Annotated in this window: 17 protein-coding genes; 12 read left to right on the top strand and 5 right to left on the bottom strand. The window is 72.0% G+C overall.

Annotation, left to right across the window (positions count from 1 at the left end; genetic code table 11):
• Window positions 1-35: 35 nt before the first annotated feature.
• Window positions 36-797, bottom strand: coding sequence for a TerC family protein (locus PKA16_RS12845; RefSeq protein ID WP_324403677.1), 762 nt, complete (start codon window positions 795-797; stop codon window positions 36-38).
• A gap of 257 nt (window positions 798-1,054) precedes the next feature.
• On the opposite strand from PKA16_RS12845, the gene PKA16_RS12840 reads away from it, so the two are divergent.
• Window positions 1,055-1,705, top strand: coding sequence for an antibiotic biosynthesis monooxygenase (locus PKA16_RS12840; protein ID WP_324403675.1), 651 nt, complete (start codon window positions 1,055-1,057; stop codon window positions 1,703-1,705).
• A gap of 60 nt (window positions 1,706-1,765) precedes the next feature.
• Here the strand turns inward: PKA16_RS12840 and gap are convergent, their stop codons facing one another.
• Together gap and tkt are read right to left on the bottom strand one after the other, a co-directional pair.
• Window positions 1,766-2,767, bottom strand: coding sequence for a type I glyceraldehyde-3-phosphate dehydrogenase (gap, locus tag PKA16_RS12835; protein ID WP_324403673.1), 1,002 nt, complete (start codon window positions 2,765-2,767; stop codon window positions 1,766-1,768).
• Window positions 2,768-2,971: 204 nt separating this feature from the next.
• A complete protein-coding gene (tkt, locus tag PKA16_RS12830; protein WP_324403671.1) occupies window positions 2,972-5,005 on the bottom strand; it encodes a transketolase in 2,034 nt (677 codons plus the stop codon).
• Window positions 5,006-5,234: 229 nt separating this feature from the next.
• Between tkt and PKA16_RS12825 the strand changes: the two genes are divergently transcribed.
• Window positions 5,235-5,684, top strand: coding sequence for a PaaI family thioesterase (locus PKA16_RS12825; RefSeq protein WP_324403669.1), 450 nt, complete (start codon window positions 5,235-5,237; stop codon window positions 5,682-5,684).
• 425 nt (window positions 5,685-6,109) lie between these two features.
• On the opposite strand, the gene PKA16_RS12820 is transcribed toward PKA16_RS12825, so the two are convergent.
• Entirely contained in the window at window positions 6,110-7,468 is a 1,359-nt protein-coding gene (locus PKA16_RS12820) for a hypothetical protein (protein WP_324403667.1), read from the bottom strand.
• A 12-nt stretch (window positions 7,469-7,480) separates the two neighbouring features.
• Window positions 7,481-9,043: an FGGY-family carbohydrate kinase gene (locus tag PKA16_RS12815; RefSeq protein WP_324403665.1), complete on the bottom strand. Its 1,563-nt coding sequence runs from the start codon at window positions 9,041-9,043 to the stop codon at window positions 7,481-7,483.
• A 207-nt stretch (window positions 9,044-9,250) separates the two neighbouring features.
• Here PKA16_RS12815 and PKA16_RS12810 point away from each other — a divergent pair, with 207 nt between their 5' ends.
• The 10 genes from PKA16_RS12810 (at window position 9,251) to PKA16_RS12765 (ending at window position 17,237) form a co-directional block, all read left to right on the top strand.
• A complete protein-coding gene (locus PKA16_RS12810; RefSeq protein ID WP_324403663.1) occupies window positions 9,251-10,039 on the top strand; it encodes a nucleotidyltransferase family protein in 789 nt (262 codons plus the stop codon).
• 314 nt (window positions 10,040-10,353) lie between these two features.
• The gene (gene atpD, locus PKA16_RS12805; RefSeq protein ID WP_324403661.1) at window positions 10,354-11,736 is read left to right on the top strand and encodes a F0F1 ATP synthase subunit beta; all 1,383 of its coding nucleotides are present in this window, start codon (window positions 10,354-10,356) and stop codon (window positions 11,734-11,736) included.
• Entirely contained in the window at window positions 11,733-12,143 is a 411-nt protein-coding gene (locus tag PKA16_RS12800) for a hypothetical protein (protein WP_324403658.1), read from the top strand. Before atpD ends, PKA16_RS12800 begins: the two co-directional genes overlap by 4 nt.
• A gap of 235 nt (window positions 12,144-12,378) precedes the next feature.
• Window positions 12,379-12,711 carry an AtpZ/AtpI family protein gene (locus tag PKA16_RS12795; protein ID WP_324403656.1) on the top strand — a complete coding sequence of 111 codons (333 nt, stop codon included), beginning with the start codon at window positions 12,379-12,381 and terminating at the stop codon, window positions 12,709-12,711.
• Window positions 12,704-12,994 (top strand): ATP synthase subunit I, encoded by a 291-nt coding sequence (locus PKA16_RS12790; RefSeq protein WP_324403654.1) that lies wholly within the window; start codon window positions 12,704-12,706, stop codon window positions 12,992-12,994. The genes PKA16_RS12795 and PKA16_RS12790 overlap by 8 nt, the downstream gene beginning before the upstream one ends.
• Window positions 12,995-13,015: 21 nt before the next feature.
• Entirely contained in the window at window positions 13,016-13,711 is a 696-nt protein-coding gene (locus PKA16_RS12785) for a F0F1 ATP synthase subunit A (RefSeq protein WP_324403652.1), read from the top strand.
• Window positions 13,708-13,986: a F0F1 ATP synthase subunit C gene (locus PKA16_RS12780; RefSeq protein WP_324403650.1), complete on the top strand. Its 279-nt coding sequence runs from the start codon at window positions 13,708-13,710 to the stop codon at window positions 13,984-13,986. The genes PKA16_RS12785 and PKA16_RS12780 overlap by 4 nt, the downstream gene beginning before the upstream one ends.
• Window positions 13,987-13,991: 5 nt before the next feature.
• On the top strand, window positions 13,992-14,762 hold the full coding sequence (locus tag PKA16_RS12775; RefSeq protein ID WP_324403648.1) for a hypothetical protein: 771 nt from the start codon (window positions 13,992-13,994) through the stop codon (window positions 14,760-14,762).
• Window positions 14,752-16,323, top strand: a complete 1,572-nt coding sequence (locus PKA16_RS12770) for a F0F1 ATP synthase subunit alpha (protein WP_324403646.1) — start codon at window positions 14,752-14,754, stop codon at window positions 16,321-16,323. Before PKA16_RS12775 ends, PKA16_RS12770 begins: the two co-directional genes overlap by 11 nt.
• The gene (locus tag PKA16_RS12765) at window positions 16,323-17,237 is read left to right on the top strand and encodes a F0F1 ATP synthase subunit gamma (RefSeq protein WP_324403644.1); all 915 of its coding nucleotides are present in this window, start codon (window positions 16,323-16,325) and stop codon (window positions 17,235-17,237) included. The genes PKA16_RS12770 and PKA16_RS12765 overlap by 1 nt, the downstream gene beginning before the upstream one ends.
• Window positions 17,238-17,338: the final 101 nt, after the last annotated feature.

The raw sequence follows: 17,338 nt of genomic DNA, 5'->3' as shown, positions 1-17,338 counted from the left end.
CGGGCGCGCCAGCCGCTGGCGGCGGCGCCGCGCCGTCATTCTTTCCCGGTTGCCTCGGACGGGAGTTCGTGAGACTGCACCGTTTCCTGCGCGGCTTGCGCCGGCGGGTCGCCGGCCCGGCGCCGGCGCGCCAGCCACCGGGCCAGGCCCAGCACGCCGGCGATGCACAGCACCGCCAGCGTCCAGCGCAGCGCCGTGGCCGGCGCCTCGCGCGGGCCGAACCAGTGGGCCAGCAGCGGCTCGCCGCTGATCATCGACGCCGCCGTCCACGCCAGCACCGCCGCGCCGAGCTGGATGATGGCCGGGAAGCGCTCGACCAGCCTGAGTACCAGGGTCGAGCCGAACACCACGATCGGCACGCTGACCAGCAGGCCGATGATGACCAGGTCCATCGCGCCATGTGCCGCGCCGGCCACGCCCAGCACGTTGTCGATGCCCATCAGCGCGTCGGCCACGACGATGGTGCGCATGGCACCCCAGAAGGTGCTGGCGGCCGGGCCGTGCCCGTCCTCGTCCGAGCCGGTATCGGCCAGCAACTGGTACGCGATCCACAGCAGGCCCAGGCCCCCGAGCGCCATCAGGCCGGGGATCTTCAGCAGCCAGACCACGACCAGGGTCATCAGCGTGCGCACGCCGATCGCGCCCACCGTGCCCCAGATGATGGCCCTTTTCTGCAGGTGCACCGGCAGGCCGCGCGCCGCCAGGGCAATGACGATGGCGTTGTCGCCGGCCAGCACGAGGTCGATCAGGATGATGGCCGCGAGGGCGGACCACCAGGGGGCGGACATGAATTCCATGGGAGCAGCTCCAGCTTCACGGGTTCGAACGGCAATCCGGCCCGGTGCGTGCCGGATCGAACCCTGGGCTGCCCGCCTGCATCCGGCAGGCGATGGACTTGCAGCAAGACCGCGTGACTTCGATCAAACACGCCCCCGGCGGGGGCTTGATCGAAGGTCTTGCTCGGCCACGGCAGCCAGCCTGCGCTGGTCCATGGCCCGCCGCCCCGGAAGCTCTCGGATGATGGGCACCCGCGCTTCGTACTGACGAGACGGCGATGCCGCGCTGGGTGGCGGGTGCGAACACCTGCCGCGCGGCGAGGGAGCTACTCCCCTTCAAACAGCCTTCGATTAGAACACACGCAGCCGCGCCGGGCAACCATCGAGCACCGGTTTGCGCCATCCAGCACAATCCGGCAACCCGGCTCCGGAGCGTTCCCACGATCCGCGTCGTCGCCCTCATCACCGCCAAGCCCGGCCTGCGCGCCCAGGTGCTGGAGGCCTTCGCCGCAAATCGTCCGGCCGTGCTGGCCGAGTTGGGGTGCCTCGAATACCAGGCCACCGTCGACGCCGCCGGCCTGCCGCCGTCGAAGGGCAGCCTCGGCGAGGACTGCTTCGCCATGATCCAGTGCAGTGTTTCGCCCTGCCAGGTGCTTATGGCGACTCGCCCTGCGGGAAGCCAGAAAAAGGCCTGCGGCGGCGTTGCAGTTCTTGCCAAGGCCCACCACCAGCATTGCCTGCGAACTGCGCCTTGCCACAAGCCTTTTTCCGGCTTCCATAAGTGCCTGGCAAGGCGAAAAACTGCACCAGAGTGGGCCACGCTGGCCGACCTGCAGGCCCATGCTGCCTCGCCCCACATGCAGGCCTACGGCGCGCAGACGCGCGACTGGCTGGCGAGCCGCGTGATCCACGTGCTCGAGCCCGCATAAGCGGGCAGCTGAACGAAAAAGGCGCGCCCTTGGGCGCGCCTCGTGCCGGGTGGCGTCGGCTTACTTCTTGACCATCACCCGCACCAGGTCCAGGCAGCGGTTGGAGTAGCCCCACTCGTTGTCGTACCAGCTCACCAGCTTGACGAAGGTATCGTCCAGCGCGATGCCGGCTTCGGCGTCGAAGATGGAGGAGCGCGCGTCGTGGCGGAAGTCGGTGGCCACGACCTTGTCCTCGGTGTAGCCCAGGATCCCCTTGAGCTTGCCTTCGCTCTGCGCCTTCATCTCGGCCTTGATCTCGTCGTAGGTGGCGGGCTTCTCCAGCTCGACCGTCAGGTCGACGACCGAGACGTCCGATGTCGGCACGCGGAAGCTCATGCCGGTGAGCTTCTTGTTGAGCGACGGGATCACGCGCCCCACGGCCTTGGCGGCACCGGTGCTGCTGGGGATGATGTTTTCCAGGATGCCGCGGCCGCCGCGCCAGTCCTTGTTCGAAGGGCCGTCCACGGTCTTCTGCGTGGCGGTGGCGGCGTGCACGGTGGTCATCAGGCCGCGCTTGATGCCCCACTTGTCGTGCAGCACCTTGGCCACCGGGGCCAGGCAGTTGGTGGTGCAGCTGGCATTGCTGACGATGGCCTCGCCGGCGTACTGGTCGTCGTTGACGCCGACCACGAACATGGGGGTGTCGTCCTTGCTGGGCGCGCTCATCATCACCTTCCTGGCGCCGGCGTCGAGGTGCTTCTGCGCTGCCTCCTTGGTCAGGAACAGGCCGGTCGCCTCGATCACCACCTCGGCGCCGACCTCGCCCCACTTCAGGTTAGCCGGGTCCTTCTCGGCCGTCAGGCGGATGCGCTTGCCGTTCACGATCAGGGTGTGGCCGTCGACCGCGATGTCGCCCTGGAACACGCCGTGCACGCTGTCGTACTTGAGCATGTAGGCCAGGTAGTCGGGCTCGAGCAGGTCGTTGATGGCGACGACCTCGATGTCCTGGTGATGGGCCACCGCAGCGCGAAACACCATGCGCCCGATGCGCCCGAAGCCGTTGATGCCGATCTTGATGGTCATGGGGATTTCCTCGTTGCTAAAAAATCAATAGCTGTCCGCGCTTGTTCACCAAGCGCCACACCTCTGTTCGATGCCGAAAACTGAACATCCATGCGCAGAGGACGCAGAGATTTCGCAGAGGACGCAAAAGAAGAATTCAAAGGTTTTTTCTGCGTCCTCTGCGAGTCCTTGGCATCCTTTGCGCATGGGAGTTCATGCGGGGCCTCAGCTCCGCGCCAGCACGGTGCGCACCGTGTCGGCGACGTTCTCGGGGGTGAAGCCGAAGTACTCGAGCAGGGCGCCGGCGGGCGCCGACTCGCCGAAGCGGTCGATGCCGATCACCGCCGCGCAGCCGTACTTCCACCAGCCGTCGGTGACGCCCATCTCGACGGCGATGCGCGGCACGCCGTCGGGCAGCACCGACCACTTGTAATCCATGTCCTGGCGGTCGAAGACGGTGGTGCTGGGCATGGAGACCACGCGCACCGCGATCCGGTCGCGTGCCAGCAGCTCCTGCGCCTTGAGGGCGAGCGACACCTCGGAGCCGGTGGCGATCAGCACGGCCTGCGCCTTCCTGTCCAGGCCGACCTCGCTGGGTTCGGCCAGCACGTAGGCACCGCGCGCGATGTCGCCCAGGTCGCTCTTGGGCGCGTAGGGCAGGTTCTGGCGCGACAGCAGCAGGGCAGTGGGTCGATCTGCGCTTTGCAGCGCGCAGGCCCAGGCCACGGCGGTCTCGGCCGTGTCGGCCGGGCGCCAGACCTCCAGGCCAGGGATCAGGCGCAGGCTGGCGGCCTGCTCCACCGGCTGGTGCGTGGGGCCGTCCTCGCCCAGGGCGACCGAGTCGTGCGTGAGCACGTGGATCACGCGCTGCTTCATCAGCGCCGCCATGCGGATGGCGTTGCGGCTGTAGTCGGAAAACGTCGCGAAGGTGCCGCCGTAGGGGATGAAGCCGCCGTGCAGGGCGAGGCCGTTCATGATCGCGGCCATGCCGAATTCGCGCACGCCGTAGTTGATGTGGCGCCCGCCGCGGCCCCCGGCGTCACGCACCACCTCGCCCGCGAGGTCGATGCGCAGCGCCGGCGTGTGGCTGGTGTGGGTCAGGTTGGAGCCCGTCAGGTCGGCGCTGCCGCCCAGCAACTCGGGCAGCCGGGCCGTGAAGTGCTCGAGCGCAAGCTGGCTGGCCTTGCGCGTGGCCACGGTCTCGGCCTTGGCGTGGGCGTCGACAGCGGCATCGACGGCGACCTGGTGGAAGTCCCTTGGCAGCGCGCCGGCCATGCGGCGCGTGAACTCGGCGGCCAGCTCGGGATGTGCCTGGGCGTAGGCGGCAAAGACCTGGTTCCAGGCAGCCTCGGCGCGGGTACCGGCGGCCTTGGCGTCCCAGTCGGCGTAGACGTCGGCCGGGATCTCGAACGGCGGATGGTCCCAGCCCAGCGCGGCGCGCGTGAGCGCGACCTCGCCCTCGCCGAGCGGCTCGCCGTGCGCCTTGGCCGTGTCCTGGCGGTTCGGGCTGCCCTTGCCGATGTGGGTCTTGCAGATGATCAGGGTGGGCTGGGTGGCGCTTTCACCGGCGTCCTCGATGGCGCGGCTGACGGCATCCACGTCGTGGCCGTCGACCGGGCCGATCACGTTCCACTGGTAGGCGGCAAAGCGGCGCGCCACGTCGTCGACGAACCAGGGCGAGATCTGGCCGTCGATGCTGATGCCGTTGTCGTCGTACAGCGCCACCAGCTTGTTCAGCTTCCAGGCGCCGGCCAGCGCGCAGGCCTCGTGGCTGATGCCCTCCATCAGGCAGCCGTCGCCCAGGAACACCCAGGTGCGGTGGTCGACCACGGCGTGGCCGGGGCGGTTGAACTCGGTCGCCAGCAGCTTCTCGGCCAGCGCCATGCCGACCGCGTTGGCCAGGCCCTGGCCGAGCGGACCGGTGGTGGTCTCGACGCCGGGCGTCACGCCGACCTCGGGGTGGCCGGCGGTCTTGCTGTGCAACTGGCGAAAGTCCTTCAGCTCCTGCAGCGGCAGCGGATAGCCGGTCAGGTGCAGCAGGGCGTACAGCATCATCGAGCCGTGGCCATTGGAGAGCACGAAGCGGTCCCGGTTGGCCCAGTGCGGGTTGGTCGGGTTGTGTCGCAGGTGGCGGCTCCACAGCGCCACCGCCATCTCGGCCATGCCCATCGGCGCGCCGGGGTGGCCGGACCTGGCTTGCTGGACGGCATCCATGGCCAGCGCGCGGATCGCGTTGGCCATGCGGGAGGTGTTTGCCATGGGGCGGCTCCGGGAGGGCAGTGCTGGGATGGGTAAACGGCTGATTTTACCGGGCCTCGCATGGCGCACGGACCGTCGGTGATTGACCGTGTGGCGGCTGCCGGCGGGCGCCTGGGTGCCTGCTTCGCAGCCCCGGGGCGCGCGGACTGGAGCCTGGCGAACTGCGGCGGCCCGCCGGGTCGCGCGTCGCGATCGCCCCGCACGGGTCGTCCTGGTGCAAGATCGCGGGATGGAATCCGAAATCGAACACGCGGCGCCTGCCGGCTTTCACCCCCTGGTTGCCGGGGGCGAGTTCATCCGTGTCAACGGCCCGCTCTACCTGCGCCACGAGGGCGCCGACGTGCGCTTCGGCCTGCGCGTGGCGGCGCGCCACTGCAACCCCATGGGCGTGCTGCACGGCGGCATGACGGCGAGCTTCTGCGACATGCTGATCCCGCTGTCGGTGCACCGCAAGCACCCCGAGCTGGGGCGGCGCTTCCTGCCCACGATCAGCCTGCAGGTGGACTACCTGGCCCCGGCGCCGCTGGGCTGCTGGCTGGAGGGCACGGCCGAGCTGTTGCGTGCGACGCGAACCCTGGTCTTTGCCCAGGGCCTGGTGACGGCCGACGGCGTGCCGTGTGCGCGCGCCAGCGGGGTGTTCAAGATCGGACCGGAGTTTCCGGACGGGCTCGAACCCTGACGCTGCCGCCCGGCGCGCCGCTGCCATCGCGCAAGGCCAGGAACTCGCCATGAAAGCGGACCCGAAGGTGCTGGCGCACCTGAACGAATACCGGTCGTTCGAGCTGGCCGGGCACCGGCAGTACCTGCTGCACGGTGCGCTGTGCCGGCACTTCGGTGGCGGCGCTGCTGGCGCTGGACCGCGACCTGGTGACCGAGGCGGTCGAGGAGCTGCGCCGGGGCGTCACGCAGTGCGAGCACAGCGGCGACCATGCCAGCCGCGCGCTGCCGGTGGAGATGCTGGACGACGAGGGGCGCCACCTGGACTGGCTCGACACCGAACGGGGGGCTGCTCGACAGGCTGGGGCCGGCGCGCTGCCTGCAGGCGCAGTTCGATTGAACTCAAGGCGGCAGTTGGATGCGCCCGTCCGTGCTGCTGTGGGCGCGTCATCGAGGGGTGGCCTGGGCTTCCGACAGGATGAGGCGCAACAGGTTGCGGCTGTGCGCGCCGAAGTGGCGCATCAGCGTGGCGATGCTGGCTTCCAGCGTCGGCTTCGCCTGCGGGCCGCGCTGCGCCACCTCGGCCATCAGGTCGATGCCGCCGGCGTGCACGCCGAAGTCAAAGCCAGGGTCGTCCACGTAGCCGGACGGCACGCTGGCGAGCAGCTGCGCCGTCACCGCCTCGCCGGCTTCGTGCGCTTCGCCGCCAATGGTGTCCCGCAGCGTGGTGTCGCTCCAGGCGCCGTAGCCGGCGTCGCCGCGGGTGTCGTGCAGCGCCTGCTCCAGCGGGCCGGGCTGGCGCGCGCGGGCGCTGGCCTGGATCATCTGGCTCTCGTAGCGCTCCAGCACGAAATGGCGGTTCGACAGCAGCACCACCATGTCATCCTTGCGGCCGGGCATGCCGAGCGCGGCGAGCAACTGGATGCCGATCAGCCGCGCCGCGGAAAAGCGCGGCGCCAGGCTGGCGTGGTAGGGCTGGGTGAGGTCCTGTGCGTAGTGCAGCGCCAGCCCGGCGAAGCGCCAACCCCAGTAGGGGTGGCCGGTGCGAAACGCCAGCGCCGACAGCGTGCGGTACTGGTGCAGGCGCAGCCGCGGGTAGGTGCGCTTGAGAAAACCGGCGGCCGCGTAGATGATGGCCGACTCGTGCCAGTAGCCCATGTGGAACGGTGCCTGGGTGGCGAAGTCGAGCGCCGGATTGCCGAACGGCAGCTTGCCGAAGGCGAAGCGCGGGCCCCAGCCGGACGGGCTGTCGTCCCACAGGTTGACGTCCATGCCGTAGTCGGGCTCGTCGCTGGCGGAGGCCAGCACCGCCAGCGGCGCCACCTTCGCGCCGGCGCGCAGGCGCACGAAGCGGTGCCGCTCGCCATCCTTCTCGCGCAGCGGCAGGGCACTGACGGCGTCGTGCGGCATCGGTTCGGCGCTCGGGTCCGGGCCCCAGGGATCCGGCTGCAGGTAGAGCGCCAGCCGGCTTTCGGGTGAGACGCGCAGCGCCATCAGGAAGGCGCGACGCAGCGCCTGCGGACCCTGCTGCGCCACGGCGGGGTCGAAGCGCAGCGCGGCCGGCAGCGGCGGGTAGTGCTCGATGTGGGCGTGCGCCCAGGCGTCCTGCGCGTCCAGCAGGGCGGCGATCGGCTGGGCCTGGGCGGCCAGGAAGTCCTCAAGCGGCTCGGCCGTCACCGCTGGCGCCTGCGTCACCTCGGGCATCTGTTCGAAGGCGCGGTAGGTCGCCAGGGCGTGATTGCTCCAGGCCCGGGCCGGGCTGGCGGCCAGCAGGGCCAGGGCAGCGGCGATCAGCAAGTGTTTCATGGAAAGGGCCCATCAATCGCGTGAAGGGTAACCGGTGATGGCGCGAATGTCGCGGTACAGCGGCTGCAGGCGCCGGTACATGCGCCGATAGACGCGGCGATAGAGCTGCTCGTAGGTGCGCGCGTGTTCGGGCTCGGGCTGGAACACCCGGCCCACGCGCGTCATGGCGGCCACGGCACGGGCGAAGTCGGGGTGCAGGCCCAGGCCGACGCTGGCGACGATGGCCGCGCCCAGGCCGCTGGTCTCTACCAGGTGCGGGCGCTCGGCCGGCCGGTTGAACACATTGGCGGTGATCTGCAGCGCGGCGTCGCTCTGCGCGCCGCCGCCGGCCACGCGCACGCGCTGGATCGGCGTGCCGCTGCGCTGCTCGATGCGCTCGGTCGCCTCGCGCAGCGCATAGGCCAGGCCCTCGAGGATGGCGCGGTACAGGTGGGCGCGCGTGTGCACGTCGCCGAAGCCGATGATGGCGCCCTTGGCCTCGGGGCCGGGGCGCTTGATGCCGGGGTTCCAGAACGGCTGCAGCGTCAGGCCCTGGGCGCCGGGCGGCACGGCGCTGACGAGTTCGTCGAACAGCGTCTCGGGCGCCACGCCGCGTGCGCGCGCCAGCAGTTCCTCGTGCTGGCCGAACTGCTCGCGAAACCAGCGCACCAGCCAGAAGCCGCGCGTGATCTGCACCTCGGGGTTGTAGTGCCCCGGCACGGCCGCCGGATAGGGCGGGATGAAGCGCGTTGCCTCCAGGTAGCGCGCCGTGGTGATCGCGGCGGTGGCGGCGGTGCCGTAGGACAGGCAGGCCAGCTCCGGCGCGAGGCACCCCGCGCCCAGCACCTCGCAGGCCTTGTCTGCGGCACCGGCAAGCACCGGCAGGCCGGCCGGGATGCCGGTGGCCCGCGCCGCCTCGGCGCTGACGCGGCCCAGCACGGCGCCGGCCGGCAGCAGCTCGGGCAGCATGGCGCGGCGCACCGGTAGCGCGTGCCACTTCCAGTCGTACGGCGCGGCCCAGCGCCCACGCCGGTAGTCGAACGGCACGTAGCCGACCTGCGAGCCCACCGAATCGGCCAGGCGCCCGGTCAGGCGCCAGTTCAGGTAGCCTGACAGCAGCAGGAAGTGGGCGGTGCGCGCCCAGGTATCGGGCTGGTGCTGGGCGATCCAGTTGGCCTCGGCCTCGTGCTGGAAGTGGCGCACCGCGCCGCGCATGCCGATCACCGCCAGCGCGGCCTCCCAATGCCACGGCAGGCGTGGCGCGTGAGCGGCGCGCCGCTGGTCGAGCCAGATCATCGACGGGCGCGTCGCCTGCAGCGCTGCATCCAGCGTCACCGGCACGGCGCGCTGAGTCGTCAGCACCACGCCGGCGATGCGGTCCCGCGAAGTGTCGGCGCCTGCCCAGAGCTGCTGGCAGGCGGCGCACAGATGCCGCCAGAAAGCATCGGGGTCGCATTCCATCCAGCCCGGCTCGGGCGCGCGGTAGCTGTCGATGCGGACCTGACCCCGCGCCAGCAGCTGGCCCTGCAGGTCGAACAGCAGGGCACGCACGCTTTGCGTGCCGCAGTCGATGGCGAGCAGTCGCGGGGCGGTCATGCGCGGGGCGGCTGGATGCTCGCGGTCGCCGGGCACTCAAGCCATGCGGGCGCGCAGCAACTTGGCGCACAGGGCCTGCATGCCGGCGCGGGTGCTGCCGTTGTGCGCGGTCGGGTGGTCGGCGGGGGTGTCCATCGCCCCGGATGATAGGGCGCGCGGCCGCTGCCGTTACAGTGGCGGGATGGTGGGTCCAGCCTGTTATTCAACGTGACGGCCCTGCGCGCCCTGATCCTGGCCGCCGGCCGCGGCGAGCGCATGCGGCCGCTCACCGATGCCACGCCAAAGCCGCTGCTGATGGTGCGCGACAAGCCGCTGCTGCAGTGGTGGCTGGAGGCGCTGCAGCACAGCGGCTGCAGCGAAGTGGTGATCAACACCGCGTGGCTGGGCGAACAGGTCGAGCACTGGGCCACGCGCTGGCAGGCGGGACACGCTGCAACGCCGCGGTTGCGTTTTTCACCCGAGGGACGCGACTTCGGCCATGCGCTGGAGACGGCAGGCGGCATCGCGCGCGCACTGCCCTGGCTGGCGCCGCAGGGCGGCGACGCATTCATGGTGGTGGCGGGGGACATCTTCGCGCCGGGCTTTCGGCTGGCCCCCGACACCGTGGCACGCTTCACCGCTGGCGGCAAGCTCGCGCACCTGTGGCTGGTGCCGAATCCGCCGCACAAGCCGCAGGGTGACTTCGGGCTGGACGCCGATGGCTTGCTGGCCAACCTGCCGGAGCTTGATCCCGTGGCCGCGCCGGCGGGGACTGCCCACACCTTTGCCGCCATCGGGCTCTATCGCCGCAGCCTGTTCGAGCTGCCGTGGTGCGACATCCCGCCTGGCAACCGGCTGGGCGTGGCGGCGCGGCTGGCGCCGCTGCTGCGCAAGGCGGCAGCGGTGGGCCTGGTCAGCGCCGAGCTGTATGAGGGGCCCTGGGCCGACGTCGGCACGCCCGAGCGGCTGGCGCGGCTGAACGCCGGCGGCACCGCGGCGGACACGACCGCCGCCTGACCGCAGGCGGCCGTTCGCCATGGCCGAGCCGGTGAGCCGGTTCGGCCGCGTGGCCGCGGGCACCGGGCTGCAGCCCTGGGCATCGACCAGCCAGGGGCGGCCCCAGGGCAGGGCCAGGGTGTCGGGGCCGAACAGGACGCCGAAGTGGACGGCCGCGCCGAGCCGCGTCAGCGGCTGGCACCAGCCGGCGACACTGCGGGCGCCCATTTCGAGCAGGCGCATCGGCGGGGGCGGCGCATCCCGCGCGTTCGATGCTACGCTCGCGGGCCGGGACGTACTGGCGGATGCCGCGCGTCCGACGGCCTGTGAAGGAGATGGACCAGCAGCCCGAACCCAGCCTGCACGGCACCGTGGTGCGGATCCGCGGCGACGTCGTCGACGTGCGCTTTGCCGCCGGCGCGCCGCGCATCCAGGACCTGCTGCGCGCCGGCGAGCTGCCGCTGCAGGTGGCGCTGCTGCTGGACCAGGACACGGTGCGCTGCATCGCACTGGCGCCGGTGCGCGGCCTGGCGCTGGGCGAGGCGGTGGTGGCCACGGGCGGGCCGATCCAGGTGCCGGTGGGCGAGGCGGTGCTGGGCCGGGTGCTGGACGTGTTCGGCGCACCGCTGGACGAGCAGCCGCCGCCGGCGGCCACGCAGACGCGCTCGATCCACCAGGCGCCGCCGCCGCTGGCCGAGCGCGTGGTGCACGGCGCGGTGCTTGAGACCGGCATCAAGGCGATCGACCTGCTGGCGCCGATCGAGCGCGGCGGCAAGACCGGGCTGTTCGGCGGCGCCGGCGTCGGCAAGACGGTGCTGATCAACGAGCTGATCCACAACACGGTGCAGCACTACCGCGGCGTGAGCCTGTTCTGCGGCATCGGCGAGCGCTCGCGCGAGGCCGAGGAGCTGTATCGCGAGATGGGCGAGGCCGGCGTGCGCGACAAGACGGTGATGGTGCTGGGCCAGATGAACGAGGTGCCGGGCGTGCGCTTCCTGGTCGGGCACACGGCGCTGACCATGGCCGAGCACTTTCGCGACGCGCTGCGCCAGGACGTGCTGCTGCTGATCGACAACGTGTTCCGCTTCGTGCAGGCGGGCGCCGAGGTCTCGGGCCTGCTGGGCAACATGCCGTCGCGCGTGGGCTACCAGCCGACGCTGGCGACCGAGCTGGCGGCGCTGCAGGAGCGCATCACCTCGACGCGCTCGGGCGCCATCACCTCGGTGCAGGCGGTCTACGTGCCGGCCGACGACTTCACCGACCCGGCGGCGGTGCACATCTTCTCGCACCTGTCGGCCTCGGTGGTGCTGTCGCGCAAGCGCGCCAGCGAGGGCCTGTATCCCGCGGTGGACCCGCTCGCCTCCAGCTCGGTCATGCTGACGCCGGCGGTGGTCGGGCAGCGCCACTACGACGTGGCGCGCGCGGTGCGGCGCACCCTGGCCGAATACGAGGAGCTGCGCGACATCATCGCCATGCTGGGTCTGGACGAGTTGTCCACCGCCGACCGCGCGGTGGTGGCGCGGGCGCGCCGGCTCGAGCGCTTCCTGACCCAGCCCTTCCACGTGGCCGAGATGTTCAGCGGCATGGCCGGCCAGCACGTGCCCATCGAGGACACGCTGCGCGGCTGTGAGATCATCCTCGAAGGCAGCCGGTTCGAGGACGACGAGGCGGACTACTACATGATTGGCGCGCTGGAACCCCGGAGGCGCGCGGCGTGAGCGGCGCCGCGCTGATGCACGTGAGCCTGCGCGTGCCGACGCGCCTGGTGTTCGAGGGCGCCGCCAGCCGGCTGCAGGCGGTCGGCCCCGAGGGAGCGTTCGGCCTGCTGCCGCGGCACACCGACTGGGTGGCGTCGCTGCTGCCCTCGGTGCTGGTGCTGGCGGACGGGGCCGGCGTCGAGCGCTTCTTCGGCATCGACCACGGCCTGCTGGTCAAGCATGGCCGCCAGGTCGACATCGCGGTGCGGCGCGCGGTGCCGGGCGACGACCTGGCGACGCTGTCGCAGACCGTGGCCCGGACCTTCGAGCAGGTGGCCGACGAGGAGCGCGTGGCGCGCACCGCGCTGTCGCGCCTGGAGAGCGGCATCCTGCGCCAGCTCGGCGAACTGCGAAAGCCCGTGCCATGACCCTAAATCCGGCAGTTGGCCGTTTGTGAACTTGTCGAAAGCCGCATGAACATTGAGCTTGGCTGTCTTGATCACGCTCACCGGTTGGGTGAGTGCACTATGCACCCGCCAGCACCACCCGCGCCGCGCCAGGCGGCGTTGCTCGTCGTGGCGCACACCAGTGCGCGGCCTCCTCGCGTCTTGCCTGGCACGCCGCGGGCGGCGCTGGCGGGCGCATCCAACTGCCGGATTTAGGATGACGCCCGCCAACGGATCCCCGCAGGAGCGCATTCGCCGCGACGCCGAACGCATGGCGCGCGCGCGCCGGCGCGCGCCGTTCAGCCCGCTGTCCGGGCTAGGCGTGTTCGGCGTCATCGGCTGGTCGGTGGCGATCCCGACCGTGGGCGGCGCGCTGCTGGGGGCCTGGCTGGACCGCGTGGCGCCGCAGAAGTTCTCGTGGACGCTGGCGCTGATCCTGGGCGGGCTGGTGGTCGGCGTGATCGTGGCCTGGGACTGGGTGGCGCGCGAAAACCGCCGCACCGAGCGCGAGCAGCAGGACGCGGCCGGGCCGGAGGTGCCGCATGATTGAATTCGACGCGCACGCCCTGCTGATCGGCCTGGCGCTGGGGCTGCCGGCCAGCGCGCTCTACTTTGCCGGCCTGGCCTGGGGCCTGCGGCGCGCGCTGAAGTCGCGCGCGCCCGGCACGCTGCTGCTGCTGAGCTTCCTCGCGCGTGCCGCCCTGCTGCTGGGGCTGGCGCTGTGGGCCCTGCGGCTGGGGCCGCCGCTGTGGCTGCTGGCGGGCTACCTGGCGGCCTTCGTGCTGGTGCGGCAGGTGGCGGTGCGGCGCGCGCGCGCCGTGGCAACGGACTGAGGACGGAGCGCGAGGCCGGCCATGCAACTGACCCCCGACGCCACCGTGCTGCTGGAGCTGGGCGCGTTCCGGCTCAACGCCACCATCGTCAACACCTGGATCGTGATGGCGCTGCTGGTGGGCGTGTCCTGGCTGGTCACGCGCAACTTGCGGCCCGACGCGCCGCCCGGGCGCTGGCGCAACGCGCTGGAGACGCTGGTGCTGCTGATCGAGGGGCAGATCCGCGCCATCACGCACAGCGCGGTGCGGCGCGTGATGTACTTGGCCGGCACGCTGTTCCTGTTCATCGCCACCGCCAACCTGCTGGGCGTGATCCCGGGCTTTGCCGCGCCCACCGGCTCGCTCTCGACCACGGTGGCGCTGACGCTGGCGGTGCTGCTGGCGGTGCCGGGCTTCGCCATGGCCGAGCGCGGCTGGACCGGCTATCTGCGGCACTTGGCGCAGCCGACCTGGGTGCTGCTGCCGTTCAACATCCTGGGCGAGCTATCCAAGGGCGTGTCGCTGTCGATCCGCCTCTACGGCAACGTCATGAGCGGCGCCGTCATCGCCGCCATCCTGCTGGGCATCGCCCCGTTCTTCTTCCCGGTGGTGATGAACCTGTTCGGCCTGCTCGTGGGCCTGATCCAGGCCTACATCTTCGCCATCCTGGCGGCGGTCTACATCTCCTCGGCCCTGTCCGACGAGCCGCCGCGCATCGACCCGGAGGATCCTGCATGAACGAACTGACCATCGTGGCCCTGATTTCCATCATCACCGCCGGCCTGACGGTGGCCATCGGCTCCTTTGGCGCCGCCCTGGGCGAGGGGCGCGCGGCGGCGGCAGCGATGAGCGCCATCGCGCAGCAGCCCGACGCCGCGCCGGCGCTGTCGCGCACGCTGTTCGTCAGCCTGGCGATGGTCGAATCCTCGGGCATCTACTGCTTCGTGGTGGCGCTGATCCTGATCTTCGCCAATCCGTTCTGGGACGCCGTCAAGCCGGTCGTCGGGGGCTGAGCGCCATGTCGGTGGACTGGATCACGGTGGTCGCGCAGCTGGCCAACTTCCTGCTGCTGGTGTGGCTGCTGCGGCGCTTCCTGTACCGGCCGATCCTGGCCGGCATCGATGCGCGCGAGGCCGAGATCGCGCGCCGCATGGCCGCGGCCGACGAGGCGCGCGAGCGCGCGCAGGCGGCCGAGCAGCGCTTTCGGCGCCAGGTCGAGCACAGCGTCGCCGAACAGGACCAGGTCGTGGCCGAGGCGCTGCAGGCCACCGAGCAGCAGCGCGCGCAGCTCATGGCCGAGGCGCGCAGCGAGCTCGAACGCCAGCGCCGCGCCTGGCAGGCGCACCTGGCGCACGAGCGCGACGAGTTCATGCAGCGCCTGCGCGGCGCCGGTGCGCTGACCCTGCTGGAGCTCACGCGCAAGGCGCTGCACGATCTCGCCGACGAGGAACTGGAGGCCGCGATCGCACGCCAGCTCGGCCGGCGCCTGGCGGCGATGGACGCCGAGCTGCGCGCCGCCGTCGGAGCCAGCCGGCAGGCGCGCCTGAGCACGCACGCGCCGCTGGCCGCGACGCAGCAGCAGGCGCTGCAGGCCGCGCTGGCGCCGCTGCTGCCAGGGGTGGCGCTGGACTTCGTCGTCGATGCCGGGCAGGCGCCGGGCGTGGTGCTGCAGGCCGGCGGCGCGCGCGTGGCCTGGACGGTGGACAGCTACATGGACGAGTTCGATGCCGCCCTGATGCAGGACCAGGCCGCCAGCCTGGCGGCGCAGCTGCAGCGCCATGACGCCTGAGCCCGCGCCGGGCCGCGACCCGGCCGCCGCGCCGGACGCCGACCAGGCCTTCGAGCGCTGGCGCCGGGCGCTGCTGGAGACGCCGACGCCGGCCCCGCTGCTGACCGAGGCCGGCCGCGTCACCGAGGTCGGCAACGGCGTGGCCATCGTCAGCGGCCTGGCGCGCGCGCTGGCCGACGAGCTGGTGGCCTTTGCCGGGGGCGTGCACGGCCTGGTGCTGGATCTGGAACCGGGGCGCCTGGGCGTGGTGCTGCTCGGGCCGTCGCAGGCGGTTGCGTCGGGCGAGGCGGTGCACCGCACGAGCCGGGTGGCCAGCGTGCCGGTGGGCACGCAGCTGCTCGGGCGCGTGGTGGATGCGCTCGGGCGCCCGCTCGATGGCGGTGCGCCGCTGACGAGTGCGGCGCGGCGCCCGGTGGAATGCAGTGCGCCGCGGCTGCTGGAGCGCGCGCCGGTGTCGCGTCCGCTGGCCACCGGCATCAAGGTGGTGGACGCGGCGATCCCGGTCGGCCTGGGCCAGCGCCAGCTCATCATCGGCGACCGCCAGACCGGCAAGACCTCGCTTGCCGTGGACGCCATGCTGAACCAGCGGCGCACGGACGTGCTGTGCATCTACTGCGCCATCGGCCAGCGCGGCGACGCCGTGGCGCGCGTCATCGGCGCCCTGCGCACGGGCGGCATGCAGGAGCGCAGCATCGTCGTGCACGCCGGCGACGAGGAAGCGCCGGGCCTGGCCTACCTCGCGCCCTATGCCGCCATGAGCATGGCCGAGCATTTCGCCGCCCAGGGGCGCGACGTGCTGCTGGTGCTGGACGACATGACGCACCACGCACGCGCCTACCGCGAGCTGTCGCTGCTGCTGCGCCGACCGCCCGGGCGCGAGGCCTTCCCGGGCGACATCTTCTACCTGCACGCGCGCCTGCTGGAGCGCGCCGGCCAGCGCGGCGAGCGGCTGGGTGGCGGCTCGATCACGGCGCTGCCGGTGGTCGAGACCGAGGCCGAGAACCTGTCGGCCTACATCCCGACCAACCTGATCTCCATCACCGACGGGCAGATCTACCTGTCGCCGCGCCAGGTGCGCAAGAACCAGTTCCCAGCCGTGGACCTGGGCCTGTCGGTGTCGCGCGTCGGCGGCAAGGCGCAGAACAAGGCGCTGCGCGAAGTCGCGGGCAGCCTGCGCGTGACGCTGTCGCAGTTCGAGGAGCTGGAAGAGTTCGCGCGCTTCGGCACGCGGCTGGACGAGGGCGCGCGCGCACGCCTGGCACGCGGCGGCGCCGTGCGTGCCGCGCTGCGCCAGCGCGAGCGCGACCCCATGCCGACGCTGGAGCAGCTGGCGGTGCTGGTGGCGGCGATGGAAGGCCTGCTCGATGCCTGCCCCGAGGCGCTGTGGTTCGAGGCCGTGGACCGCCTGCGCACGGCAGCGCCGCGGCAGCTGGCGCAGGTCGAGCAGCGCATCGCCGGCAACCAGGCGCTCACGGCCGAGGACCGCCAGGCCATCGCCGCCGCGGCGCGTGCCAGCCTGTACGGCCTGTTCGACGGCGCCGGCCTGCCCGGAGCGTCCTGATGGCGCAGGCGCTGGAGCAGCTGGCGCGCCAGCAGCAGACATTGGCCGGCATTGCCGGCGTGGTGCGCACCATGAAGTCGCTGGCAGCGGTGAACGCCGCACCCTACGAGCGCGCCGCCAGCGCGATCGAGGCCTGGCGCCAGACCGTGCGCCGCGGCTTTGCCGCCTATGCCTGGCGCATGGGCGAGCCGGTGCCGTCCGATCCGGCGCCGGCGCATTGCGACATCGTGGCCGTGTTCGGCTCCGACCACGGCTTCTGCGGCAACCACAACAGCGCCGTGGCGCAGATGCTGCAGCGCGCGCGCGCCATGGCCGGTACCCGGCCCCCCGTGGTGCTTTGCGTGGGCGCGCGCATGGCGGCCGCGCTGCAGGAGCACGGCATCGCCGTCACCGCGCTGCTGATGCCGCCGGCCTCGGCCGACGGCATCGGGCGCGTGGCCGGCGAGGTCGTGGCCCTGGTGGAGCGGCACAGCCGCGGCCGGCCGCTGGCGCGGCTCGCGGTCAAGCTGGCCTTCATGCGCCGCGCCGCGCACGGCAGCCGCGCGCCCGTGCTGGCTACCCTGCTGCCGCTGCCGCCGGCCCTGCTGCAGCGGCCGCGGCGCTGGCCCGGCCCGGCGCTGCCGGACTTCGCCGGCCCGCCGCAGGCCGTGCTGGCAGCGCTGGTGCGCGCCCACCTGTTCGCCAGCGTGTTCCACGCCTCGGCCGAGGCCATGGTGACCGAGAACGCCGCCCGCCTGGCCCGCATGCAGCAGGCCGAGCAGGCGCTGGACGAGCGCCTGGCGCTGCTGGGGCGCCAGATCTCGGGCGTGCGCCAGGACCAGATCACCGACGAACTGATGGACATCGTCGTCGGCCACATGCCGGCACCGGGGCGCCGCACCCGCGCGCCCGTGGACGCGGGTCACGGCCCCTGAGCCCGAATGGCGGCCCGAACGCCGCACTGCGGCTGTCTACGCGGGTCGCTAGTGTAGTGTTTCGTTCTGTTTGGAACTTAAGCGGCTATTGGCACGGATCA

Origin of the sequence: Ottowia sp., from assembly GCF_035325765.1 — a bacterium.
Taxonomy (GTDB): Bacteria; Pseudomonadota; Gammaproteobacteria; order Burkholderiales; family Burkholderiaceae_C; genus Ottowia.
Note: the sequence above shows the minus strand (reverse complement) of the source record. Positions and strands in the feature narration are given on the sequence as shown.